Source organism: Paenibacillus ferrarius, assembly GCF_002027705.1.
Lineage (GTDB): Bacteria > Bacillota > Bacilli > Paenibacillales > NBRC-103111 > Paenibacillus_E > Paenibacillus_E ferrarius.
The window spans coordinates 140,423-165,201 of sequence record NZ_MBTG01000004.1 but is presented as its reverse complement, the minus strand read 5'-3'; the positions used below and the strand labels follow the sequence as shown (position 1 = coordinate 165,201).

Annotated in this window: 25 protein-coding genes; 18 read left to right on the top strand and 7 right to left on the bottom strand. The window is 46.9% G+C overall.

What is annotated here, in order from left to right; genetic code table 11:
• Positions 1-110: 110 nt before the first annotated feature.
• Positions 111-1,061 carry a heme o synthase gene (gene cyoE, locus BC351_RS06095; RefSeq protein WP_425270906.1) on the top strand — a complete coding sequence of 317 codons (951 nt, stop codon included), beginning with the start codon at positions 111-113 and terminating at the stop codon, positions 1,059-1,061.
• A gap of 17 nt (positions 1,062-1,078) precedes the next feature.
• Entirely contained in the window at positions 1,079-1,711 is a 633-nt protein-coding gene (locus tag BC351_RS06090) for an SCO family protein (protein ID WP_079409836.1), read from the top strand.
• Between the two features lie 21 nt (positions 1,712-1,732).
• Here BC351_RS06090 and BC351_RS06085 read toward each other — a convergent pair whose 3' ends face one another.
• Together BC351_RS06085 and BC351_RS06080 are read right to left on the bottom strand one after the other, a co-directional pair.
• A complete protein-coding gene (locus tag BC351_RS06085) occupies positions 1,733-2,086 on the bottom strand; it encodes a toprim domain-containing protein (RefSeq protein WP_079409835.1) in 354 nt (117 codons plus the stop codon).
• 169 nt (positions 2,087-2,255) lie between these two features.
• Positions 2,256-3,422 (bottom strand): MFS transporter, encoded by a 1,167-nt coding sequence (locus tag BC351_RS06080; protein ID WP_079409834.1) that lies wholly within the window; start codon positions 3,420-3,422, stop codon positions 2,256-2,258.
• A gap of 111 nt (positions 3,423-3,533) precedes the next feature.
• Between BC351_RS06080 and BC351_RS42065 the strand changes: the two genes are divergently transcribed.
• The 10 genes from BC351_RS42065 to BC351_RS06035 all read left to right on the top strand — a co-directional run bounded on the left by BC351_RS42065 (position 3,534) and on the right by BC351_RS06035 (position 16,149).
• Positions 3,534-3,689 (top strand): hypothetical protein, encoded by a 156-nt coding sequence (locus BC351_RS42065; RefSeq protein ID WP_158081989.1) that lies wholly within the window; start codon positions 3,534-3,536, stop codon positions 3,687-3,689.
• 54 nt (positions 3,690-3,743) lie between these two features.
• Positions 3,744-4,178 (top strand): hypothetical protein, encoded by a 435-nt coding sequence (locus BC351_RS06075; RefSeq protein ID WP_079409833.1) that lies wholly within the window; start codon positions 3,744-3,746, stop codon positions 4,176-4,178.
• Positions 4,179-4,209: 31 nt separating this feature from the next.
• Complete coding sequence (locus BC351_RS06070; RefSeq protein WP_079409832.1) at positions 4,210-5,358, top strand: transglutaminase domain-containing protein; 1,149 nt, start codon at positions 4,210-4,212, stop codon at positions 5,356-5,358.
• 404 nt (positions 5,359-5,762) lie between these two features.
• A complete protein-coding gene (locus tag BC351_RS06065; protein WP_079409831.1) occupies positions 5,763-6,485 on the top strand; it encodes an HAD-IA family hydrolase in 723 nt (240 codons plus the stop codon).
• A gap of 18 nt (positions 6,486-6,503) precedes the next feature.
• On the top strand, positions 6,504-8,570 hold the full coding sequence (locus BC351_RS06060) for a peptidoglycan D,D-transpeptidase FtsI family protein (RefSeq protein ID WP_079409830.1): 2,067 nt from the start codon (positions 6,504-6,506) through the stop codon (positions 8,568-8,570).
• Positions 8,571-8,789: 219 nt separating this feature from the next.
• A complete protein-coding gene (locus BC351_RS06055; protein ID WP_079409829.1) occupies positions 8,790-10,856 on the top strand; it encodes a peptidoglycan D,D-transpeptidase FtsI family protein in 2,067 nt (688 codons plus the stop codon).
• Between the two features lie 384 nt (positions 10,857-11,240).
• Positions 11,241-13,115, top strand: coding sequence for an asparagine synthase (glutamine-hydrolyzing) (asnB, locus tag BC351_RS06050; protein WP_079409828.1), 1,875 nt, complete (start codon positions 11,241-11,243; stop codon positions 13,113-13,115).
• Positions 13,116-13,151: 36 nt separating this feature from the next.
• Positions 13,152-13,892 carry a Cof-type HAD-IIB family hydrolase gene (locus tag BC351_RS06045; RefSeq protein WP_079409827.1) on the top strand — a complete coding sequence of 247 codons (741 nt, stop codon included), beginning with the start codon at positions 13,152-13,154 and terminating at the stop codon, positions 13,890-13,892.
• A gap of 48 nt (positions 13,893-13,940) precedes the next feature.
• Positions 13,941-14,420, top strand: coding sequence for a DUF456 domain-containing protein (locus BC351_RS06040; protein WP_144028289.1), 480 nt, complete (start codon positions 13,941-13,943; stop codon positions 14,418-14,420).
• Between the two features lie 46 nt (positions 14,421-14,466).
• Positions 14,467-16,149, top strand: a complete 1,683-nt coding sequence (locus BC351_RS06035; protein ID WP_079409826.1) for a putative polysaccharide biosynthesis protein — start codon at positions 14,467-14,469, stop codon at positions 16,147-16,149.
• Here the strand turns inward: BC351_RS06035 and BC351_RS06030 are convergent.
• Positions 16,144-17,400, bottom strand: coding sequence for a DUF2515 family protein (locus BC351_RS06030; RefSeq protein ID WP_079409825.1), 1,257 nt, complete (start codon positions 17,398-17,400; stop codon positions 16,144-16,146). The genes BC351_RS06035 and BC351_RS06030 overlap by 6 nt on opposite strands.
• 253 nt (positions 17,401-17,653) lie before the next feature.
• Between BC351_RS06030 and BC351_RS06025 the strand changes: the two genes are divergently transcribed.
• Genes BC351_RS06025 through BC351_RS06010 form a run of 4 tightly spaced genes read left to right on the top strand, consistent with a single transcriptional unit; the run spans position 17,654 to position 20,786 of the window.
• Positions 17,654-18,043 (top strand): GntR family transcriptional regulator, encoded by a 390-nt coding sequence (locus tag BC351_RS06025; protein WP_079409824.1) that lies wholly within the window; start codon positions 17,654-17,656, stop codon positions 18,041-18,043.
• Complete coding sequence (locus BC351_RS06020) at positions 18,036-18,725, top strand: ABC transporter ATP-binding protein (RefSeq protein WP_079409823.1); 690 nt, start codon at positions 18,036-18,038, stop codon at positions 18,723-18,725. The genes BC351_RS06025 and BC351_RS06020 overlap by 8 nt, the downstream gene beginning before the upstream one ends.
• Positions 18,722-19,555, top strand: coding sequence for a hypothetical protein (locus tag BC351_RS06015; RefSeq protein ID WP_079409822.1), 834 nt, complete (start codon positions 18,722-18,724; stop codon positions 19,553-19,555). Before BC351_RS06020 ends, BC351_RS06015 begins: the two co-directional genes overlap by 4 nt.
• Positions 19,556-19,568: 13 nt before the next feature.
• Positions 19,569-20,786, top strand: a complete 1,218-nt coding sequence (locus BC351_RS06010; protein WP_079409821.1) for a hypothetical protein — start codon at positions 19,569-19,571, stop codon at positions 20,784-20,786.
• On the opposite strand, the gene BC351_RS41395 is transcribed toward BC351_RS06010, so the two are convergent.
• From BC351_RS41395 to BC351_RS06000, 3 genes are all read right to left on the bottom strand, one after another.
• Positions 20,711-20,971, bottom strand: a complete 261-nt coding sequence (locus BC351_RS41395) for a hypothetical protein (protein WP_144028288.1) — start codon at positions 20,969-20,971, stop codon at positions 20,711-20,713. The two genes, BC351_RS06010 and BC351_RS41395, sit on opposite strands and share 76 nt — an antisense overlap.
• 149 nt (positions 20,972-21,120) lie before the next feature.
• Positions 21,121-21,318, bottom strand: a complete 198-nt coding sequence (locus tag BC351_RS06005; RefSeq protein WP_079409820.1) for a type II toxin-antitoxin system antitoxin — start codon at positions 21,316-21,318, stop codon at positions 21,121-21,123.
• Positions 21,319-21,329: 11 nt separating this feature from the next.
• Positions 21,330-22,169 carry an SPFH domain-containing protein gene (locus BC351_RS06000; RefSeq protein ID WP_079409819.1) on the bottom strand — a complete coding sequence of 280 codons (840 nt, stop codon included), beginning with the start codon at positions 22,167-22,169 and terminating at the stop codon, positions 21,330-21,332.
• 171 nt (positions 22,170-22,340) lie between these two features.
• On the opposite strand from BC351_RS06000, the gene BC351_RS05995 reads away from it, so the two are divergent.
• A complete protein-coding gene (locus tag BC351_RS05995; protein WP_079409818.1) occupies positions 22,341-22,685 on the top strand; it encodes a thioredoxin family protein in 345 nt (114 codons plus the stop codon).
• Between the two features lie 390 nt (positions 22,686-23,075).
• Here BC351_RS05995 and BC351_RS05990 read toward each other — a convergent pair whose 3' ends face one another.
• Positions 23,076-23,597 carry a general stress protein gene (locus tag BC351_RS05990; RefSeq protein ID WP_079409817.1) on the bottom strand — a complete coding sequence of 174 codons (522 nt, stop codon included), beginning with the start codon at positions 23,595-23,597 and terminating at the stop codon, positions 23,076-23,078.
• Positions 23,598-23,850: 253 nt separating this feature from the next.
• Here BC351_RS05990 and BC351_RS05985 point away from each other — a divergent pair, with 253 nt between their 5' ends.
• Complete coding sequence (locus BC351_RS05985; protein WP_079409816.1) at positions 23,851-24,750, top strand: COX15/CtaA family protein; 900 nt, start codon at positions 23,851-23,853, stop codon at positions 24,748-24,750.
• Positions 24,751-24,779: the final 29 nt, after the last annotated feature.

The following is a 24,779-nucleotide window of genomic DNA, read 5'->3' as shown; positions in this document are numbered from 1 at the left end:
TGTCAAACGTTGTATGGGTTGGTATGATGAAAGTGTTCATAAATCAAATAGCTCGGAAGTTCGACATAGAGGAGGACAATGACGTGGAAAATCAAGCAAGCTATGAAAGTGTGACGAGCGGTTCGCCACAAGGATCTGTTGGGACCGAATCCATAGATGCTAGCAATAAGCAATCTTCTGCAGAGCCTGTAACGTTAAAAGAATTTTATCACTTGGTGAAGCCGGGGATTATTTATTCCAATCTGATGACCGCTTTTGCTGGATATTGGATGGCGGCGCATTGGGAAGTAAACTGGATGCATCTGATTTGGACGATGTTGGGCACAGCTCTCGTCATGGCAGGAGGCACGGTGCTGAACAACTATCTGGACCGTGAAATGGATGCGAAGATGGAACGGACTAAGGACAGAGCCCTGCCAAGCGGAAGACTGAGTGCCACTTTCGTTCTGTGGTATGGGATTATACTCGGCATAATTGGCTTGGCGGTATTATACTTTGGCGCTGCGTCACCGCTTGCGGCCCTGATCGGTTTACTGGGACTGTTCTTGTATGTTTGGCTCTACACCGCTTGGTTCAAGCGGACATCGGTATGGAGTACGTTTGTAGGCGCCTTTTCCGGGGCAACGCCTCCAGTGATTGGCTATTGTGCGGTTACCGGAACGGTTGATACAGGAGCGATTCTATTATTTGCCTTCTTGTTCTTATGGCAGCCGCCGCATTTCTGGGCGCTTGGGATTCGCCGGATGGAAGAGTACCGCGCTGCAGGCTTCCCGCTTTTGCCAGTTGTCAAAGGGTCCTATGTGACGAAGATCAGCATGGTGCGTTACGTTGTTCTGCTCGTTCCTGTCACGGTAATGTTAACGGCATATGGGTATCTCGGCTATATATTTTTAATCGGATCGACAGCTCTAGGCTTGATTTGGATGTTGATGTGTGTCAAAGGCTTCAAGGAAACAGGCGAAGCGGAAGTTCCTTGGGCGAAGCGTACATTCCTATTTTCAATTATGTATTTAACACTTTTATCCATTTTGATGGTCATTGATACGGTGAAGATTAGTTAGAATTGAGGGTATAAGGCATGGGTACTTTTTTTGAGAAAAATTGGTTCAAATTAGCGCTTGGTGTAATTCTGGTTGCGATGATTGCCTCATTTGGCTACAAATTGTGGGCTAACAGCAATGAGCCGGACCCGCGTCTAAAAGCGATGAAACAAGCGCCTGCTTTTCAATTGCAAGACCTTGACGGCAAATCTGTCGCTTCCCAAGATACGGATGGCAAGGTACGTTTGGTTTATTTCTTCTATTCCTTCTGTCCGGATGTTTGCATGCCAACCACGTTCCTGTTGACGCAAGTGCAGGATGCGTTGAAGAAGAAGGATTTATTCGGAACAAAAGCAGAAATATTATCCATAACGGTTGATCCGAACCGTGACACACCTGCGGTGCTCAAAGAGTTTGGAAACAAGTTTGAAACTAAACCTGATCCAAGCGGATGGATGTTCCTCCGCGGAGAAGAAGCGAAAATTCACAAGCTTGCAGAAGATTACGGCATCATGGTCATTAAAGAGAAAGACGGGAACTTTTCCCACTCCAATGCAATTTTACTAGTTGATCCTAAAGGCAAGATTCGCAATTATTATGATGCAGGCAATCCCCAATTAGATGCAGACCATATCGTCAAAGATGTGGTGACCTTGTCCAAAGGGAAGTAAATTAATTATTAATGGCATTAACTATTCAGGAGCAGGTTCTGTAGATGGGTATTTAATATACTCGTCCAGGCCTGCTTTTTCTAATTGTTGGATTAGATATTCCTCCGGTGTGCCTTCTACGCCTGCATATCCTTTGCGCGTATATAATTGCTCGGAGTCCGGGAAGGTATCACGAAGCAGGAAACGTATTTTTTTGCCGGAAGCGTCATTGTCCGTGAATAAGTAAACTTGTTTGTGTCCGACTTTTTTTCGAAGATCTTCCAAGGTAATGGAACTAGGGGTTCCAAAGGTGCAGAGGATTAGAACACTCTCATCAATCACACGTTTTAAGCGGCTTTTGTCGTTTTTACCTTCTACTATGATAGCGATCGACATGGGATCTCCTCCAACCAGGTTTTTTTGTAGTATAACCCGTTTTCGCAAGGGATCCAAGGTTTTGATTCGACGATTGCGCAAATAATGCGCGGCCATTTCCCGGGAAATGACATAGATTGACAGAGCAAAGACGACTTGACTAGTGCCAAGCCGTCTAGGAGATAGGCATTTATGTCGTTACGGGTGTTTTGAAAGAGCGCAGAGGGAGAAGGGAAAGAGCGAGCATAAGAATAAAGAAAGCAATGAAGTAGGAGGAGATATGATCGCGAAGCTGCCCGGCCATCATGGGACCAATAAAAGCGCCAACCGAATAGGAGATGGAAAGCAAAGAGAATACGCGGCCATAACGGTTGCTGCTGGTTATACTGGCCAAGAGGGCAGCTAAAGCCGGATAGATGATTCCTTTGGCCATGCCGATCAGGAAGAGAGAAACGGTTAGCGGAATCGGCCATTGAATGGCTAAGCCGAAGAAGACGACGGCTAGAGACAAGCTGCCGCAAACTGTACGGATAAAGGGAGAAACCTTGTTTAGGAACCAGAAGCTGATGCTTAGCAGAGCTCCTAAACTGATTAAGGTAAAAAAGACGCCCGACGTCAGGATAGAAGCTCTGGCTGATTCCATCAAAGGAAGCTCAAAGAAAAGAATGCCCTGCGAGCAAGAAAGTGCCATCGGGATGAGGAAAAACAACCACGGAATAGAGACGCCGTTGGGAAGGTCGTCATCTTCAAGACCAAGGCCATGTCCGTGGGAATCTAAAGCGGCGGCATTGTGTCCTGTCTGTCCCAGAAGCTGCTTCTCTTTGACACCAAAAATAGCGAGTACCCCTGTGATAATCAGGACCCATCCCAACACAGAGAAGGCTGTCGTGAACCCGATTTTGGCAACAAGAATGGCGCCGGCAGCCGGTGAGACGACAGAAGCGAGCGTGTGAACAAGTCCGTTGCCAGCCATAAGCTTGCTCTGTTGGATGCGGTCTTTGGCTATGCGAGCAAGCAGCGACAGACAGGCTGGAGATAGAAAGGCAAGTACGAAGCCGCTTATCGAGCGAATGTATAGCAAGTGCCAAGGATCTTTCACAGTAGATTGAAAAAGTAAGATGATCCCTGCTACAATCAGGCTACAGACGATAAACAGTTTGCTGCCGTATTTATCCACGCCATAGCCAGCCAGCAGATTGCCGGGTAAGTGTGTAATGGAGTATACCCCCATAATGAGCCCGATAAAGGAAGGCGCGGCACCTAAGGATAAGGCGAAAGGGGACAAGATGGGGTACTGCGCGTGCAAATCAAAAAAAGCCACAAACATAAATAAATACAACCACAGTGCTGTTCGCATGTTCTCACCACCTCGATTCATTAAACTTGTCTCTTCTTAAGATGTACGCCGCTCGTCCGATGGATATGACCGATGCAAGCAAATGACACAATTCATCTCGAGGAGGATTTCATGGACGCCTATGTGATTATCATGCTGGCTTGTGTAGCCATTTTTTTAATCTTTCGATTGAGACAATCCTTTCGCAAGACGAGAGGGAATGTCGATAAAACCAAACAAATTGAGGAAAAGTTAGCCCAGTTAAGGAAAAAAAGAGATGAAGACTAAGGAGTCTCTGTAGTATGATAGGAAAGACTTTTGGATAATTAGGAGGGGTTTGGTTTGGATCAGTGGATTTCATTTGCACAGGATCGTTGGTACTTAATCGTAGCTGCTATTATTGTGCTTTTCATCGTAATCGGAATTGTCAAAACGCTGGTGAAATGGGTTGTAGTCATTGCAATTGTAGGTGCACTTATCGTTTATGGAGCCAGCTATACGGATAAAATAAAGGATATTGGGGCAAGCGTTGTCTCCCAAGTCGGCAATGAAGTCACAGAGAAGGCGGTTAGCACGCTGACTGCGGAAGCAAAGGATGCTCAGTTCAAAGCGAACCCGGATGGTTCCTTTCTTATCACAACCAAGAGCCTGAAAGTGGAGGGCAAGGCAGGTTCAGAGGAAGTGCAGATTACTTTTCTCGGGAAAACCTTCAAGATGAATGCCAACGCCGCTGTGAATGCTTTCATCGAGCAAGCGAAGAAAAACGCGAAGCCATAATACGGATTTTCAAATAGGAGGGTGAGAAATCATGACGGATATGACGTGGTCCCAGGCAACTTCAATTAATTTAATATCCATTGTGATTGTGCTCCTATTTGCGGGTTCTATCGTTCAAGGCTTCATGCGGGGAGGCTCAGGGTCAGCCAAGCACCTGCTTTCCATGCTGTTGGAAGCCGTTATCGTTATTTTGTCCGTGGTTATTGCTTGGAAGGGAGTTCAATTGATCTCGCCTTTGCTGCAAACCTGGCTGAAAGGACAGAATTTGCAAGTTCCAGCCGAAGAGATTGGCATTCTGAAACAAACCTATTACACAGCCATGACGAGTCTCCGTGATTTTACACTGCTGCGTTTTGGCGTCTTGTTTCTACTTGGCTATATGATCGTGAAGCAGCTGCTGAATCTGTTGATCTATCCCTTCATCGGGCCTTGGCTGGCGGAACGATACGCGCAACCCGAACGGAACAAATCCTTTCTTAGCTCGGTTTCAGGCGGGGCGATTGGTTCTGTTGCCGGCTTCGCTAGAGCGCTCCTGCTGATTGCTGTTTTATTTATCTATGTGACACTGTTCCCGCATTCGCCGGTCACGCCTTATATTGAATCTTCTCAGATGTATCAGAAAGGGGCCAAGGAAGTTATTGCTCCCTTTACAGGTGATTTCATCACAGAGAAGGTTCCTGTGTTTACAAGGGCTGTGGAAGAGGAATTCACGAATATTTTACAGCGGAAATATGAGGTTCTTGATGCCAAGATACCAAACAATATTTCAGATGCAGCCAAGGAAGTAACCGCAAGGGGACAGACCGATGAAGAGAAAGCGAAGCTGCTGTACAAATGGGTAGGCAGCAGTGTTAAATACGATTGGGATAAAGTGAAGCTTTATGAAGAGAAGCGAATCTGGAAGGAACAGACGCCAGAGGATACCTTCAATACGCGCGAAGGCGTATGCATTGACTACTCGAGATTGTATGCGCAAATGGCCAGATCCATCGGTCTTGATGTGAAAGTCGTGACGGGGCTTGGCTACGACGGGCAGGGCAGCTATGGCCCTCATGCTTGGAATGAGGTTTATCTGAAGGAAACGAATCGCTGGGTGCCGCTGGATTCTACTTGGGTGGCGAGCGGAGGAAACTGGTTCAACCCTCCGAACTTTGATCAAACCCACGTTAAGGATGCTTAGCGGTATAAATAGTTTAGCAGACAGGGCCGTGGCAAGTAGAGATATCTACTTGCCACGGCCCTGTTGTGTTCCAAAAGCCGCGTAGAGAAAACCTGCGATTGTGCATCTATTTTTGCCGAATGATCTCCTTATTCGTTGTATTCCTGCGATTGTGCATCCTTTTGGCTCCCCTTTCCAATTTCAAGATGGAAAAGCCCCGAAAAACTGCATAATCGCAGCTTTTCTCTCATCTAGCATGATTTTACTGAAAATACCTGCACTTTTGCAGTTTTCGGCATTCTAGATCTTCCCTTGCAGTACCCAAAGACAACGTTCAAGCCTCTCTAATCAAGCTTTTTCTCATCCATAAATAAATGTGGTACACTAAGAAGGTGCGATTTTTTGTAAAGTATAAAGGAGACTGTATGCGCAAACCTATTCATGAATATCCAATGATTTATCTTGATGCGGGGGATACGTTGCTGACGATTCCGGCTGCACAAACGATTTTAAAGCAATATTTGCAGCTTAGATCTGTGGAACGTGACGAATCACATATTAATGAGCTTTTTACCGAAGCGTTTCGTCTATTTTATTATGTGGATAAACAGGATAATTTCATTGTCTGCAGTCCAGAGTCTGATCGTGAATTCTGGGTTAACCTATATAAGTATGTGCTTCATAAGTTAGGCATTCATGAGGAATGGACAGAGCAAGAAATTTTCGTTTGCTGTCATGAGCTGTATGAGATCTTCACAGCACCGGAGTATTATGATCTGTTCGAAGATGTGAAGCCTTTCTTGGAGCAGCTTCAGGCTCAAGGCTTTCGGATTGGCATTATCAGCAACTTTGCTCCGACTTTGAAAGCTATTTTGGAGCATAAGGGCATTCTGCACTACTTCGATCCAGTGATCGTTTCGACAGAGGTGGGTCTGGAGAAGCCGGACCCGGCGATTTTCAAGCTAGCCCTTGAGCGGGCCGGGGTTGAAGCGAAGGATGTTCTGTATATCGGTGACCACGAAACGAACGATATTTGGGCGCCCAGCCAAGTCGGCATAGATGCCGTACGCATTATCCGTTATTCCTACCATACAGGGGAAGGTATCCGTTCCCTCCTCGAGCTTTTTCAAGAACAACCGACTGTATGAGAAAGGATCTGAGACGTGATGAAGTCATCCATTATGGATGATCCGAAGAAAAAAGAAGTCACCAAGAAGCGTCACTTTTCATTTCGGATCAATATTTTCTTTTTTGTAACATTTGTGTTATTTTCCGTACTGATCGTGCGTCTAGCCATTTTACAATTTGTTCAAGCCAAAGATCTGAAAGCGGCAGAGAATACAAATACGAACCAGACGAACAAAATCGCGCCTATCCGCGGCAATATCTATGATTCCACGAAATCGCCTTTGGCGTATACCATTCCCGTGCAGTCTTTATTTTTTCGGATTGAGCCTGGGCAGCAGGTTAAGGAAGAAGTTATCAATCTGGCTCGTCGTCTGAAGGCGGATGTTTTTGATAAATATGGGAAAAAGACCGCGCCGGCGCTGACTGCGGAGGAAATTGTGCTGTCCATGGATCTGGGGTATGACATTAATGAGAATAAAGTAAAGGATCCAAGCTATTACTGGGTTCCCCGCAAAATTAAGACGGATTTGTCCAAAGAAGAGATTGCCTATTTGCTCGAGCATCGCGATGAATTCAAATGGCTGGAAGTAACGGAAGAAAGTATCCGGACCTATGAAATGGATGATGACGGGGTGACAACGATTGCTCCGCAGCTAATTGGCTATCTCAATAAATATTCAACGCAAACCGCGCAGGAGATGTACAAGGACAATCCCGAAAGCAAGGAATATTTGCCTACGGAAAATGTCGGTTTCGACGGAATAGAAAGAATGTACCAAGATGATCTCCGCGGGACCAATGGCTACAAAGTTTACCCGGTTAATGCGGCAATGAAAATTATCGGCCGAGCCACCGTGACGAAGCCTGTCAAAGGCAATAACTTGTATCTCTCGATCAATAAGGACATTCAGAAAACAGCGGAGAAAGCGATTCAGGATCAAATTGCCTTTCTGCACACGCCTTACGCGCGAAATGACGCTTTTATCAAATTTGGTGCGAATGCAGAGGCTGGCTATGCTGTTGCTATGGAAGTAGAGACGGGGCGAGTTGTAACGATGGCTAACTTCCCTGACTATAATTCAAATGAGTGGACTGGGGGAATCACCCAAGCTACGCTCGATAGAGTAGGATCTTATATTGCCAACGGCTCAATTACGACCGCCTATCCGAAATATACGGACAAAGAGCGGCCTAAGCATCCCTCATCTATCGTATTCATGGGTTCGACTATTAAACCATTGTCAGTTTTGATCGGTTTAACAGAGAAGTTGATTACGCCAGCGAATCAGTATTATAACGATACAGGAACATTTACTTTTGGTAAAACAGGATCCGCAAGCTCCATCTCCAATTCAGGAAAAGCAGCTTATGGCATGATCGACGCATCAGGTTCAATTGAACATTCATCGAACACGTATATGTCTGCCAAAGTGGGCATTCCCTTCTATCAGAAGTATGGTGGGGAAAATGTGAAGGTAACCGATAAATGGGCGGAATATTTGGCTAAATTCGGTATTGGCGTGAAAACGGGCAGCGGACTGCCGAATGAAAATGCCGGGTCTAACGATTTTGCCAAAAATGCCAAAAAAGACAGCTATCAGTCCGCTATGGTGTATGCATCATGGGGACAAAATGAGAAAACAACGACCCTGCAGCTTGCGCAGTTTGCCGCTACCTTAGCAAGCAGAGGGAAGAAAATGAAACCGCTGTTCGTTGATGAAATTCGCAGCTTTGAAGGCAATCTGGTCCGCAAGGTTGAGCCGGAAGTTATGGAAGATTCGACGGATTTGTTCGCAAAAGGGGACTGGAACACGATTATTCACGGCATGAAGAGCGGCGCTGAAGGGATTGAAGAACTGCCTTACAACGTTGCGCGCAAAACGGGAACATCGACGCAAGCCGTCTCAGGCGGAACAATCGATAATGCTGTGTTCATCGCGTTCGCGCCTGTGGAAAATCCGAAGCTGGCTGTTGCTGTTGTTGTACCTGAGGGTGGATATGGACGCTACGGAGCTTCTCCGATTGCGGCCAAAATTTTTCAGGCCTACGACGCGGCAAATGATGGCGTTTTGACGAAAGCGGGCGGCGGGAAGAAGCCTTGGTAATTGAAATTAATGAAAGAAGCTTGCTGATCCTGAGGCAAGCTTCTTTTTTTGCGTCTAGCCTTCGGCCCCAGCGTTTGCTCTATTATATACGAAAGGAATTTATCATACATTTTTTTCAATATGAGTGAACTTTTAGGTGATATTATTCGTCTTTTAATTGTGCACTTTCAGCTCTGTTAGAACAGCCCAGCAGGAACGTAAGAAAGGATCTGAGAATTGATGAAATCATCCATCCTGGATGATCCGAAGAGGAATGAAATTACGAGAAAGCGCCACTTTTCGTTTCGGATTAATATCTTTTTCTTTATCATGTTTGCCTTGTTTTCCATCTTAATTGGGCGTTTGGCGATTCTGCAATTCGTTCAAACCAAAGATTTAAAAGCAGCAGAAAATAGAAACGGCACCAAACCGATCAGCATTGCGCCGATTCGCGGCAACATCTATGATTCTAAGAAATCCCCTCTGGCTTATACCATTCCCGTGCAGTCCTTATTTTTCCGGGTTGAACCCGGTCAACAGAATGAAGAGCAGGTTATTGCCTTAGCTCGGCGTTTGAGAAGCGATGTTTTTGAGAAGTACGCCAAGCCCAACTCCGTGAGCCCCACGCCAGAAGAGATCGTTATCGCTATGGACCTGGGATACGATATTAATCAAAATGAGACAAAGGCTCCAAGCTATAATTGGGTGCCTCGTAAAATCAAATCCGATTTGTCCAAAGAAGAAATCGCTTATTTGCTCGAGCATCGGGATGAATTCAAATGGTTGGAAGTAACCGAAGAAAGCATTCGTACTTACGAAATGGATGATGATGGCGCTACGACAATTGCGACTCAACTTATTGGCTATTTGAATAAATACTCCACACAAACTGCGCAGAATATGTACAAGGACAGCCCGGAAGGCAAAGACTATCTTTTATCAGAAAATGTTGGCTTCGACGGGATAGAAAGAATGTATCAGAATGAACTTCGAGGTAAAAACGGAGAAAAGGTGTATCCCGTTGATGCGGTAATGCGAATTACAGGCCGAGCTGACGTGAGGGCACCAGTGAAAGGGAATAATCTCTATCTGACGATCAACAAAGATATTCAGAAAGCAGCAGAGCGAATTTTGGAGGAGCATATCAAGTATTTGCGCAGCCCCTCCCATGCGAACGATGAGTATATGAAAGTGGGGATGAAGGCTTCCTCCGGTTTTGCCGTAGCTATGGAAGTGGATACAGGACGCGTCGTCACGATGGCGAACTATCCGGACTATGATGCGAATGCATGGACGGGAGGCATGCTGTCGAGCACCTATAAGGAAATCGAAACGTATATTTCGAATGGAACGATCAAGAATGCCAAGTCGAAGTATCCGGATGAAAAAGAGAATGCGAAGCATCCTTCTTCCATTGTGTTTATGGGTTCCACGATTAAACCTCTGACTGTTCTGATAGGTCTTAAGGAAAAGTTTTTCAATGGATATGAGAAAAGCTATTACGACTCAGGCTCGTTCAGCTTCGGCAAGGACGGTGCCAGCACGATTACCAATTCAGGCAAAGCAGCTTATGGCTCTATGGATGCGGCTGAAGCTATTGAACACTCGTCGAACACGTTCATGTCCGAGAAGATTGGCATTCCATTCTGGGACAAATATGGCAGAGAGAAACCGGCGGTAACGGCGAAATGGGCGGAATATTTGGCCAAGTTTGGAATGGGCGTTACGACCGGAAGCGGTCTGCCAGGTGAGTTTGCAGGCAGCAACGATTTTATAAAAAATGCTCAGAAAGACAGCTACCAATCGGCCATGGTGTATGCTTCATGGGGACAAAATGAAAAAACAACAACCCTTCAGCTTGCTCAGTATACAGCTACATTGGCAAGTCGCGGCAAACGGATGAAGCCTCTTTTTGTAGATGAGATTCGCGACTATAAGGGTGAATTAGTTCAAAAGATTGTCCCTGAGGTAATCGAGGACTCGTCTTCTAATTTCTCGAATACGGACTGGAATACAATCATCCATGGGATGAAGAGCAGTGCTGAGGGGATTGAAGATCTGCCTTTCAATGTGGCACGCAAAACGGGAACATCTACGCAGGATGTGGCGGGCGGCAAAGTAGAAAATGCTGTATTTATTGCTTTTGCTCCAGTCGAGAACCCTAAGCTTGCCGTGGCGGTTGTCGTCCCTGAAGGCGGCTTCGGACGCTACGGAGCTTCTCCGATTGCCGCCAAGATTTTTCAGGCTTATGATGCGGCGAATGATGGCATTTTGACGAAAATGGGCGGCGGGAAGATGCCTTGGTGAAGGTGGATATTCACAGAAAAGCAAATAGCCTCAATCCCATTCATGGGTTTGGAGGCTATTTGCGCGTTCGAAGCCATCTCGCCCAAGGAAGGCACCAATCCTCACCCATAAGCATATCCTACAGAAAGGGGAGTGATCTTCTTATTCCCCAAAAGTTGCCCTAGGCAAACTTTTGTGCATGAAGGAAAGGTGGTGCGAGCTTATGAAAAAGACGCGGCTCACGGCTTCATTGAAACGACTGCTCATTTCCATCATTTTTCTATAGATTTCGGCTTTTCCCGTGCTTTCATCGTATTTCCAGTATGGCTAGCTGATATGGTATACTAATGTATCGGTTGCCTTGAGAGAAAGATTGATGAATGGTACGGAGGAGTGAGTTTCACCATGTGCGGTATTACAGGTGTCATGTATTTTGAAGATAGAGAACCAACGGTTGCCATGCTGCAGCAAATGACAGATGTGATTGTGCATCGGGGACCGAATGATTCCGGTTTTTGGACGGATAATCGGATTGGCCTGGGCTTTCGCCGCTTGTCTGTTATTGATCTGAAAGAAGGGCATCAGCCTTTAGCGAATGAGGATGATTCCGTTTGGATCATTTTTAATGGAGAAATTTATAATTATAAAGCGTTGCGCACTATGCTGCAGGAGCGGGGGCATCAATTCCGCACGCAAAGCGATACGGAGGTTATCGTTCACCTCTATGAGGAGTACGGTGAGGAATGCGTCAAACACATGCGCGGCATGTTTGGCTTCGTGATCTGGGACAAGAAAAAGAAGCAGCTGTTCGGTGCGAGAGACCACTTCGGCATTAAGCCATTTTACTATCATGTGAACGATCGCCAGTTCTTGTTTGGCTCTGAGATTAAGAGCCTGCTGGCTGCAGATGGCATGAATCGGTTAATCCACACGGACAGCTTGCTGAACTATCTGACTTTCCAATATGTGCCGGAGCCTAATACCATGTTCCATGGCATACATAAGCTTCCCCCTGGGCATACGGTCAAAATTACGTTCGATGGCGAAATGTCGATCAACAAATATTGGGACCCCATGTTTGAGCCCGAGGAGCGTCCATTCGACGACTATGTGGAACAAATTCGTGAAACCCTCAAAGATTCGGTCAAGCTCCACATGGTCAGTGATGTGGATCGCGGCTGCTTCTTGTCGAGCGGAATAGACTCGACGGCGATTGCGACCCATATGCGGAATATTGAACCAATCCGCACCTTTTCCGTTGGCTTCGAAGGAGCCAACAACGAGACACCGATTGCCGCGCAAACCGCAGCGACACTCGGTACACAGCATTATGACAAAATCATCACGAAGGATGATTTCTTCGCTACGATGCCGAAGGCGATATGGCACCAGGACGAGCCTGTCGCTGATCCTTCGGCGATTGCCCTCTATCACGTGGCGCAGCTTGCGCGCGAGCACGTGACGGTGGTCCTGTCCGGCGAAGGCGCGGACGAGTTGTTCGGCGGCTACCGCATTTACCGCGAGCCGCAGTCGCTGCGTCCGATCGAGCAGCTGCCGCAATCGGTGAAGCGCATGCTGAACCGCTTCGCGCGCATGCTGCCGAGCAGCGTGAAGGGCCGCAACTACGTCCTGCGCGGGACCACGCCGCTGGAAGAGCGATTCCTCGGTAATGCGAAGATTTTCTCCGAGGATATGAAGGCCGAAGTGCTGCGCCTCGATAGTGAAATGCTGCGCGCATATAAGAATCCGGTGCAAATTGCCGGCGATTATTATAACAAAACCAAACATCTGGACCCTGTGAGCCGCATGCAGTATATCGACATGAATCTATGGATGCCTGGCGATATTCTGATGAAAGCCGATAAGATGACGATGGCGCATTCCTTAGAGCTGCGCGTGCCGTTCCTTGATAAGGAACTGTTTGAAGTGGCTCGCCGTATTCCGGCGAAGTACCGCATTGCGAACGGAACGACGAAGTATATCTTCCGCAAGGCGATGGAAGGGATTATTCCCGACCCGATTCTGAATCGACCGAAGCTTGGCTTCCCGGTACCGCTGCGTGACTGGGTGAAAGGTTCGATGGGCGATGTGCTGCTCGAGCAAATCAAATCCAGCGGCATCGAAGATTATATCAATATGGACGCCGTTGAACGGATGCTGCATAAGCATCGCAATGGGCAAGGCGACTATGCCCGCCGGATTTGGACCATTTATATTTTTGCCCTCTGGCACATGACATTCATGGAAGAACTACCGAAGAAAGTGCTCGCTGCTTACTAGGTTTACTACTGATGTAAAGACAGGGGATGGATCAACGTGGGAACATACAAATTAATCGCCCTCGATATGGACGGCACACTGCTGAATGAGGACAAGAAAATTTCTGCTGAGAATCGCGAAGCGATTGAGCAAGCTACAGCCTTAGGCAAGATTGTAATCATGTCCACAGGGCGCGGCGCAATCAGTGCTATGCCCTACATTGAAGAACTGGGGCTTACTACGCCCCTTGTTGTGGTGAATGGGAGCGAAGTGTGGGAATCGCCGAGCAAGCTGCACAAGCGGACACTGCTTTCTGCTCAGACGGTGCGCAATTTGCATAAGCTGGCACAGGAGCATGATTGTTGGTGGTGGGCATATTCCGTCAATGGCGTGTTCAACCGGGAGAGCGAGCAGCTGGATTTGGAAGAGCAAGAATGGTTGAAGTTTGGCTATTTCACGGAAAATCAGGACAAATTGCAGCGCATTCGCACGATTGTAGAAGGCTGGGGAATTCTTGAAATTACGAATTCACACCCGTCTAACATTGAATTGAATCCTCTGGGCATTAGCAAAGCAAGCGGCTTGGAGATGGTGTGTCAGCTTCTTGGCATTCAGATGTCCGAAGTTATTGCAATGGGAGACAGCGAGAATGACATCGCGATGATTCGTGAAGCGGGTCTTGGGGTTGCGATGGGCAATGCGCAGGATGAAGTGAAGCGGATTGCGGATATCACCACGTTAACGAACGAGGAGCATGGTGTCGCAGAAGTCATTCGCACTTATTTGCTTCAAGCCTAGGAGCTGCTGTATCACGCATGCCTGAAAGAACAGACGGAGGTGCTGACCTTGATCGCTTTAGGCTGGAGCTTAGTCATTATTTTATTTGTCGTAGGGATGATTGGTGCTGTTTATCCGATCTTGCCCGGCGTACTGGCGATTTATGGCGCTTTCTTCCTCTATGGCTGGTTGATCAGTTTTGAGCCGTTTGGGGTCTGGTTTTGGATCATTCAAACGCTTGTTGTCATCGTTATTATGGTGGCGGACTACGCGGTAGGCGCGCTGGGGGTCAAGAAGTTCGGAGGTTCGAAGGCTGCCATCATTGGAAGTACGATTGGTTTGATTATTGGACCCTTCGTAATACCTGCTTTTGGCTTAATCATCGGGCCCTTCTTGGGTGCCGTTATCGGTGAGCTTATGATTGGGACCACGTGGAAAAAGGCTGTCAGCGCCGGATTAGGCTCTGTTGTCGGATTCTTCGCAAGCAGCGCCGTGAAAATTGTGCTGCAGCTGGCGATGATTATTATTTTCCTCATCTGGGTTTTCTGAGAAATAAGGATTTGCATGAATACAGGATCAGAGAGAAGGAACGGACTTGACGAAGGAAACCAAAGATTCTCTTGTAAAAGGGACGCTCATTCTCACCGTGGCCGCGCTTGTAGCGCGGTTTCTCGGCGTTTTTCAACGAATTCCGCTGGTGCACCTGCTGCATGAAGGTGGAATGGGCAGCTATTCGATTGCCTTTAATTTATACTCCATCTTGCTTGTTGTTGCTACGGCGGGAATCCCCAGCGCACTGAGCAAGATGGTCTCGGAGAAATACGCCATCGGCCGTCCTGCGGAAGCAGAACGGATCTATCGGGCGGCAATCTGGTTTGCAATTGTAGCCGGCGTCTTGATGACGGCTATCCTGTATGCCTTTGCTCCCATCTATGCGGAGCGCATTTCACATGGAGGTCCTGACGCTACGCTAGCTACCCGTGCGATAGCGCCGGCGATGTTGTTCTTCCCGCTCATTGCGATTATGCGCGGTTATTTCCAAGGTAGGCAGAATATGATGCCTAATGGGGTTTCGCAAGTTGTGGAACAAGTGTTCAGGCTCATTACTTCGATCGGACTGGCCTTTATTTTGCTGAATATCAGCTTAGGCTGGGGCGTCGCAGGCGCTTCGTTCGGTGGAGTTATGGGCGGCATCGCGGCGCTCGCAGTGATGCTTTATTATGCTTTGAAGCTGAGACGCAGAGATGCTCAAACGTTGAAAATGCCCTTGGCTGCTGCCGAGCAAACAGCCGCAGCAGGGAGCCAAGCTGCTGCGCAACCTATGGCCCGGTACAGCGACATCTACCGCAGTCTTCTTAAGCTGTCGATTCCGATCGTTATCTTCTCCGTGACGGTGACGCTCGTATACGCGATTGATACATCGATCATTATTCCGCTTCTAGAGGGATCGATTGGTCGTAGTGAAGCACTTGGTTTGGTCGGTATTATTGGTGGACGGGCCCAATCGTTGGCTGGGATCCCGATTATTTTGGCCATTGCGTTAAGTCAATCTGTTGTACCTATCATCTCAGCTGCGTATTCCCGCAAAGATTTGAAGCAAGTCGGGCACCAGACGACGAGGGTTCTCCAATTATCGATTCTATCTGGATTGCCTGCTGTGCTCGTGATCGCGATTGCGGCTCGTCCTTTGGACTTCTTCATGTTCGGATATGAGGATACGGCATATGGCATGAGCCATGGCCCTTACATGATCGCTTTGCTCACCTTAGGCGCTATGTTTCAAATCGTCATGCAAACCTCAGGTGCTGTTCTGATGGGCATGGGTCGAATGAAGCCGTTGATGCTGCATGTAGGTATAGGCATCGCTGTTAAGCTTGCAGGAAGCTTCCTGCTGGCTCCATCGTTAGGTATCTATGGCATCATCGTCTCTACAGGACTATGCTTCATAGCGATGTCATGGCTTAACTTGCGAGCTTTGCGCGCGGAAGTGAAATTCACGATTCTCGGTCGACGATTTATCGGCTTATTTGTCACCATTCTGGTGATGGCTGTTCTTGGTTTTGCTGTGGAATGGCTCACACATACGTACGTGCAGCCTACGAGCTGGTACCGTCTGAATGAAGGCATCAATGCCGTGCTGGTCTGTGGTTTCACCGCTGCCTTGTATCCACTCCTGCTGATGGCAACACGTGTTGTTACGAAGGACGACGTCAAGAATTTCCCAGCACCGGTGCAGAAGCTGATCGCCAAAGCAGGCAGGATTCTGAAACGCTCATAGCATCTCAGCAGCACGTATAGCAAGCTCTATTTTATTAAGCCCAAAATAAATTTCATTCGTCATATCATAGGGTTCCGGAACCGGAATCGCGTTCAAATGAGACAGCGGCTTCTCCACTTCCGTGAACCAGTCTCCAGGTTCTACAGGCGCAAGCGGCCTATCGGACCATGCTTGTGCGAGCGGAGGACTATACAGGGGGGAAGCCCCTGTCATCCACTTAGCACCATCCAGCCTCTCCTGATACTTCGTATCGGGGGAGGCTTTTGCTATTGGCGAATAACGATTGGGCCAGTAGTCAGCACGTGATCCCGTATGAGGGGCAGCAGCGGCAAACGCGATTACGCTTTCTAACACCTCAGGAATGCCAAATAGGATGGCGTATAAGCTTTTGCCGAACGCAATGCGCTCTGATTGATCCGCGAAATGTTCTAGAATCAGGCCGGCCAAGTGCCAATCGGGAGCGTGCTGAGCATCAGTAGGCAAGGGCTTGAAAGGAAACCCGACTTGGTTCAATTGAAGATAAGCTTGGCTTTTGAAAAGAACATTATTCAAAACGCTTTCCTGATAAAGCGTATTCTGGACAATCCGCTGCTCAATGAAGTTCTGCTCATTCACGATCAGTGATAGCGTAAGGATGGCTGAGTCACGATGTTCCCAGAAATCCTTCCAAAACGGCAGCATCCAAGCTGAGACACCGAGATCAGGAAGCAGATGGAAGAGGCTTATTTTCCTTCTCATACTTTCTTGATACAACAACAGCTGCGGATAAGCGTCATGAAAAATCAATCCATTAGCTCGTTCGAGGAAAGCGAAAAGCTGGTCGGTCAACTCCTGATTCAACAGTCTCGGCAGCAGCTCTCCGCGCAAGTCGGTCATGCACCAGCCGCCATTGCGAGATACCATATGAGCAAGCAGCGCCCAGTGGATTGCTGGGGTATCTATGTAAACTCTCCAGTACGCCGTGGTTCGAGTAACATTATTGCGATTGTCCTGCGCTGTTTGCTCGCGAATGTGCTTCACAAGTTCGAGTTCCTCAGCAGATGCCTTTTGGTTAGCGACTCCGGCTTGAAGAAGTTCGCGCTGTTTGATTAAACGGGCTTCTATTCGCTTGATCGATGCCTCGGAAACGGGGATGGGGCTGCTATGATCAGGAGTCTCCGTTGTATCAAAAAAGTGATGAATAAGGCTTGGAAAGCTCTTTAATTTCTCCCAAAACTCGTGGTCCTTCCTTGGTTTCGTGGTTCTACCCACCTGATCATCTCCCTCATGTAGTCTGCAAAAATCGATGAAATTTTATTGTTAGCATAAGCGCTTGGTGTTATGTGCTGTAAGGAGAAAATGACGATTTCAGCCTTCCTACGTTGTCAGAGCATACCCTGCAAGTGTAGACAGTGCTTGACACTTTTAGTGTATTAAGTGTATAGTACACTTCGTAGTGTATTAACCGGTTAATACACGCTCGAGTTCGGCTTGATAGATTAGGGTAAACATAGGAGATGGATAGATGAACATTACGTTTAACAACCGCGATCCGGTTTATCTGCAGGTTGTCAGATATTTCAAAGAAGAAATCGCCACTGGCAAGCTAGCGGCAGGACGGGAGATCCCCTCAAGGAGGGAGCTGGCAGGAATGCTGCAGATCAATCCCAATACGGCACAAAAAGCTTACAAAGAGATGGAGGAACAGAAGTTGATTACAACCGAAGGCAATTCTCCCAGTCGGATTACGACAGATGAGCAAATACTGAACTCAATTCGCGAAGAGCTGATTCAAGAGGCTGTTGCGGTATTCGTTCAATCGATCAAGAAGATCGAGCTGCCGACGGATGAGCTGCTTCGCTTCGTGAAAGAGAAGTATGAATCCGAACGGGCAAGGGGGGCGCAGCATGATTGAAATTGACAAGATTGTGAAGGCATACGGCCGCAAAAGAGTGTTGGATGAGGTCTCGTTCACAGCTGGCAAAGGCCAAATCACTTGTCTGATCGGTATTAATGGTGTTGGGAAATCTACGATCATGAAAGCAATCATGGGACTAACGCCTATTCAAGGCGGTCAGATCCGTATTGATGGACACCCATTAGATAAAAAAGCCTATGAAAAAGTCGTGTTTATACCGGATACCCTAACCATGCCTCCGCATTTAAAAATTCAAGATGGGATGCAGTTCATGCAAGACTTCTATTCGAATTGGAACCAGAATCGCGCACAAGAGCTGCTCACTTTTTTCAAATTGAAGGCAAATGAGCGCATCGGGAATTTATCCAAAGGAAATTCAGCCAAAGTTAATCTGCTGCTGGGGTTGTCGCTGGATGCCGATTATCTGCTCATGGATGAGCCATTCTCTGGTATTGATATTTTCAGCAGAGAACAGATCACAAGCGTATTCACAAGTCATCTGATTGAAGACCGCGGGGTTCTTATAACGACGCATGAAATTCATGACATCGAACATTTGATCGATCAAGTGGTTCTTCTGGATAGCGGTCGAGTGATGAAGCAGTTCGATGCGGAGGAGATGCGCTCCCAGGAGGGCAAATCGGTGGTGGATGTCATGAGAGAGGTGTATGTAACATGAATAGGTACAGCAAACTGTTGAACTGGGAAGTCGTCCGGTTTAGCAAAATATTTGGTGTGTTGGGCTTGCTCATTATAGTGGCCCAGTTTTTTGGGATATGGCTAAACGCCAGAGCATACTTAAGCAGTGCAGAAATTACGATGGAGCGGAAATCCTTGACTGCCATCCAGTATGGCGAGCAGTTCACCCCAGCCAAAATGACGGACAGCCTCCAATCCATTTGGTTCGAGGGTTCGATTGCCTTATGTGCTGTGACAATTTTTATCTATATTTTTTGGACATGGTATAAGGAATGGCTGGGCAAAAATACGTTTGCCTATAGGCTGCTTATGCTCCCTACGTCCAGAATGAACGTGTATCTGGCTAAGCTGACTGCCATCGTTCTATACGTTTGGGGATTCGTGGCTTTGCAATTTGTGCTGCTTCCTGTTCAATTAGCCTTATTTAACAGCTTGATTCCAAACGAATGGAGACAGCCTATCACGATCGCTGAACTGATTGGGCGCAATCGGTTCATCCATATGCTGCTGCCTTCTGATTTCATCGAGTTTGTATTGTATTACGGCGCAGGGGTGATGAGTGTTGTCATTCTATTTACAGGAATTTTGTTGGAACGCAGCTATCGATTGAAAGGCATTGTGGCTGGATTCTTATATAGTGCGGCAGCTGTCGTTGTACTTATATTACCTTACCTTGTTGAAAATAAATGGCCTACCGATACCTGGTTTCCAAGCGAAGTTCTGTTGTATCAAGCTGTCATTGGTCTTTGTCTTACAGCTGTTTCATTATGGTTGAGTTCATATCTATTACGTAAAAAAGTAACCGTATAAAGGAGGTGCAATCATGAAGCGTTATTGGATGCTTTTGGTATTACTTGTAGTTAGCCTTGGTTCAATCAGCTTTCATTATGTTGGTGCTGTGCAAGGACCAAAACCGGACTATTACTTAAAGATGCTGACAGGCAAGGAAGAAGAAGCTGCAGGGCTTGCGGTCAAAGGAAGATATCAGGCGGAACCGATCGCCGTTACAACCAAGGGAAGTGAGTATCCTAACGATCATCAGTCGTATTTGGCAAAAATGGATTTCTCTTATTATTATGAGGATGAACTCAAAGAGCTTCTGAAGGAACATCGTTCTTTCATGCGAGGAAAGCAGGATAGGAGCGCCTTTTTTGAAGATGACAACGTCATTGGTTATGTAGGGTCTGATTACCAGTATGATCTAGATAAAGGGCAGTCGGATATTCTCGATATAGCTCTATATGATAAAGGCAAGAAGAAAAACAGTGCGGCTTTCAAGGTACAAATCAAGAAAAACGAAGATGATTTTATCAGCATTTGCGATGTGCAAATCAAAGGACAAACGATGAAAGTGCTCATTGTTTTCCAGCAGCAATTGGCCGGTAGTAGGCAAGTATTTAAGAATCCGGAATATCACATGTACACGATTGATCTCGACAAGAAAATGGTTGTCGCGCACGAGCGGATCGAAACAGGGGCCAAGCAAGAAGATAAGCTGAAGTCAGTTGTCTCGTATAGGGGAGCAAGTGACTTCTTGAAATCAAGTCGTTACGAGATCTTTGATCAACGCACATATGAATGGAAAGATGGAAACGAAGACAACCGAAAACTGGTGAATCGCGAGATATTCGTTTATGACATTTGGAAGGGACAGCTCACGAAGATTCTTAATGAGTCTATACATGAGCTTCTGATGAAGCCAAAAGTAGAGGATCAAACCATTCAACAAGTTGGCGATGATCTGTATATTTCCTTAATTTCGGAATCTGAGCCGTCACAGGTTATGCGATACGATCTGGCAGAAAATAAGATTAAGAGTGATGCGAAGCTGGAGCTTCAGACTATGCAAATCAAATGGGGCCAGGCAAGAATAACCCAAATCGTGAATAATCGTGCATATATATTAATGTTAGGGAAGTTAAATCCCGCAGCAGCCATAATCGACTTAGACACCAAAAAGACCGTTTATGAAGGTGTTGTTGAGCGTAGAGGAAGTCCCGATATGAGTGAACTTTCGATTTCCGACCTAACGGTGAAATAGGGTGTTCGTGCCCGGTTTATCAATTGCTTATCAACTAGTTTCATCGCTTGAAATTGCTCTTGGAGCTGAAGATGTCCAGCCTCTTCGGCGCGAATTTCAAATTCATAGTTCTCACGGATGACGGCTTCGCCAGCGGGAACGACTTCTTGCCTGCCGACGCTAACCCAATAGGTGGTTTTTGGCATGCTGCATCTCTCCTTTTTTTTGTATATACGTCTAAGTACCCTCATTCAGAAGCTTAGAAACCTACAAACTTAGAAACGCCTCCCAACACTGAAAAACGCCTCCATTCCCACTTAAGATGTGGTTTTGGAGGCGTTTTTTGTACGTTATGTTAATCCTGTGACTTCTCTGGATTGGGTTGTGGTGGTTCGAGTCCTGGTTTTAACAGCCGCCCGGAACGATGAAGTGCTTCGCGCAAAACATATTCAATATGGCCGTTTACACTGCGAAACTCATCTTCCGCCCAACGCTCCAAAGCTTCATAGAGCTTGGGATCAAGGCGGAGTGCGAAGTTTTTCTTAGGAGCCATAACGGGTCCTGTTAATACAGCGTACCGGTATTAATGACCGGGCTCGCTGAACGGTCCGATACAATCGCAACGAGTAGATTGTTAATCATGGCCGCTTTTCTTTCTTCATCTAATTGAAGACCTTCAGCTTCCAAACGCGCGATAGCCATTTGCACCATTCCAACGGCCCCGTCAACAATGGTTTGTCTAGCTGATAAAATGGCGGAAGCTTGCTGACGCTGAAGCATGGCGCTGGCAATTTCCGTCGAATAAGCAAGGTGAGTAAGGCGCGATTCGATTACCTCAACACCAGCAACGGAAAGGCGATGCTGCAACTCAAGACTCAGCTCTGCGGCAACTTCATCTGCATTGCCTCTTAGGGAGTAGCCGTCACTGTCAAAGCGATCGTACGGATACTTGCTGGCGACATGGCGAAGGGCGGTTTCGCTTTGAATCTCCACGAACTTCTCATAGCTATCCACATCGAAGAGCGCTTTATAAGTGTCCACAACCTTAAACACAACAACAGCTGCAATTTCAATTGGATTGCCTTCAATATCATTCACTTTCAGCTTTACGCTGTTAAAATTGCGCACACGCAATGAAATTTTCTTCCGAGTGGAAAAAGGGATAATTAACCAAAGTCCGCTTTTTCGAATGGTTCCTTTGTAACTGCCGAAGAAATTGATGACAGAAGCTTCATTCGGCTGCACGGCAGTAATGTTCGACACGAAAATAATGCCAACCACAATGAGAACAATCCCGGAAACGATATATTCTTGCGTAAGAAGCAGAACACCAGCTCCAGCACCAATTACAAATAATAATAATCCAAGAAATCCATTAATTGACCAAGCGCTTGTTTCTTTCATGCGGGCAGCACCCTTTCTCGTTTAACATATTGTTTTGATATTTAAATGATATCACTTTTTACTTTAAATGTAAATGTTGATAAAAGGAAACGAGACGGCTCCCCATGAACTTGACACGGCTTTCGGGGCATGCTATAAGTGAATAAATTCCTAAGCAGTGAGGTGTCCGCTATGTTGAAAGTTTCTAATGAACAAACATTTCAAGAACAAATCTCGCAGTCCACGTTAACCGTCGCTATCTTCAAAACAACCTGGTGCAAAGACTGCCACTATATCGATCCCTTCATGCCAGCAGTCGAGCAAGCTTATGAAGGACGCATTACCTTCATTGAACTGGACCGCGATGAAGTCCCGGATCTCTGTGAGCAGTTGAACATCCTTGGCATTCCAAGCTTTATTGCTTTCCGTGAAGGCAAAGAACTCGTTCGCTTCGTCAACAAGCTGCGCAAAACACACGAAGAAATCGAGCAGTTCCTTGATCGCGCAATTGAAGTTTCCGGTGCATTGCCTTCTTAAAAGGCAATCGAAAATCTCTCTTATCTGTACAATGGGCTCTGGCCTGATTGTTGGTAAGAGAGATTTTTTGTTTTGTGAGTGGCGGCTTCGCGGCGGGAAGGCAGGGAGTGTTGGCTGAGCCGGCAGCAATGGCTTTCTCGAGCGCCCAAGCAGGGAAAAGGCAGAGAAAAAGGCTGAGCCGGCCGAAACGCCGTCTCAGCGGTGGGAAGCAGCAGTTTGCTGCCCGAGCCTGCCCAAAAGGCAGTCTCAGGCGCCAAAAGCAGAGAAAAGGCAAGAGAAGAAGGCTGAGCCAGCCGAAAACGCCGTCTCAGCGGCGGGAAGCAGCAGTTTGCATCCTGAGCCTGCCCAAAAGGCAGTCTCCCCTCTTCTCAGGCAAGCATATGCATATGCTTATGTTCTATAGCCATATTCTGGACTGTAAGTATCAGCATTCAGGGATTGATGGTTGCGAAACGTCTCGTACACTCTGGGATCGCGGACAGCGTCCGATTCGACGAGAACGAGAATTTTACCATCTTTGATATAAGCCTCATACGTGGCAGCCTCTTTTTCAGGAATCCCCAAACCGATTAGACTGCCGACAAGTCCGCCTGCACTAGCACCAATTGCGGCTCCGGTCAAAGTAGCTACAATAGGTCCGGCGGCAATAAGAGGACCTATGCCCGGAATGGCGAGTGCGCCGATACTTGCGAGCAGCCCGGTAACGCCACCAAGCACACCACCTGAAGCGGCACCAGTTGCAAGACCTTCTTCCGCTTTGGTTTCCGTTGCATCCTCAATTTGACTTAAGCCTTCGTTATTTCTGCCGATTACTGAGATATCATCGGAACTGTAGCCTTCATTTTTGAGTTTGTTAATCACCTGTATGGCTTCTGTTTCTGAATGAAAGACACCGATAATGTGTTTACTCATAGATAAAACCTCCTGTGATCGTTTTGGCGGGGACTAGCCGTGCCCCTTATTTTCGTGCTCAACTTCTACTTACCCTTGTCCCCAAAGTTGAAACATTGAATAGATGATGAACATCAGAGCCGCGTTTGGCTTGGTTTCAGAGCTTTGTAACAATTGCGAATGGATTTGCCAAGTTTTTAAAGCTATAATTGAAATCGGAACTCCACTATTCGACATGATGAACAGAAGTCACGACATAAAAGTAGGTGCAATCATGCAAAAACTGATCCAAAGATTAGCCAATCTTTCCGCCATCGGCATGTTTCTTATTCTTGCTATGGGCGCCTTGGTAACAAAGGCAGACGCAGGCAGAGGCTGCGGAGATGAGTGGCCGCTGTGCCATGGGCAATTCGTTCCGGCACATACAATTTCATCGCTTATTGAATACAGCCATCGCTTGGTTGTAGGCATCGTGACCTTAATTCTGGTTGCTACTTTCATTCTTGTTTTTCGATATGTGAAACGTAATGATGCCAAGTTTTTTATTTCAGCTACGGTATTGATGACACTGATTCAAGCAGCAATGGGCGCCATGGCTGTCGTTTGGCCGCAGTCTTCTCTGGTGCTGGCGCTTCATTTTGGACTGTCTTTATTGGCTTTTGCGTTTTCCTTACTCCTAGCGCTTGTATTTACTTCGTGGGGACAATTCAAGAGAGATACGAGCATCCACAGCGGCTTCAAAGCTCTTGTATGGATTACTACAGTGTACAGCTATGTTGTCGTATATCTTGGCGCATTTGTGCGCCACACCGTTTCATCGGGAGGCTGTTCGGGCTGGCCCTTATGCAACGGCGAGGTTATTCCGGAGCTTAGCGGCGCTACAGGTATTGTTTTTACCCACCGCATAGCGGCTTTACTGTTATTTATTTGTATTCTGTTCCTTTACTTGCAAGCAAAGCGTTATTATCAGAATTCAGACAAGCTGCGTTTTGGCAGCAAATGGTCGCTGATCCTGGTGTCGCTACAAGTGCTCAGCGGAGCGGTTGTCACGTGGTCCATGGGCAATGAGGTTGGTTATTTATTTGCCGGGATGGTGCATGCGGTTATCGTGGCTTGCATGTTTGGATTCTTATGCTATCTATGCGTACTAACTTTATATGACCGCAAAGCTTAATGCCTGACGGGCGGGCTCCTTGGAAGCAC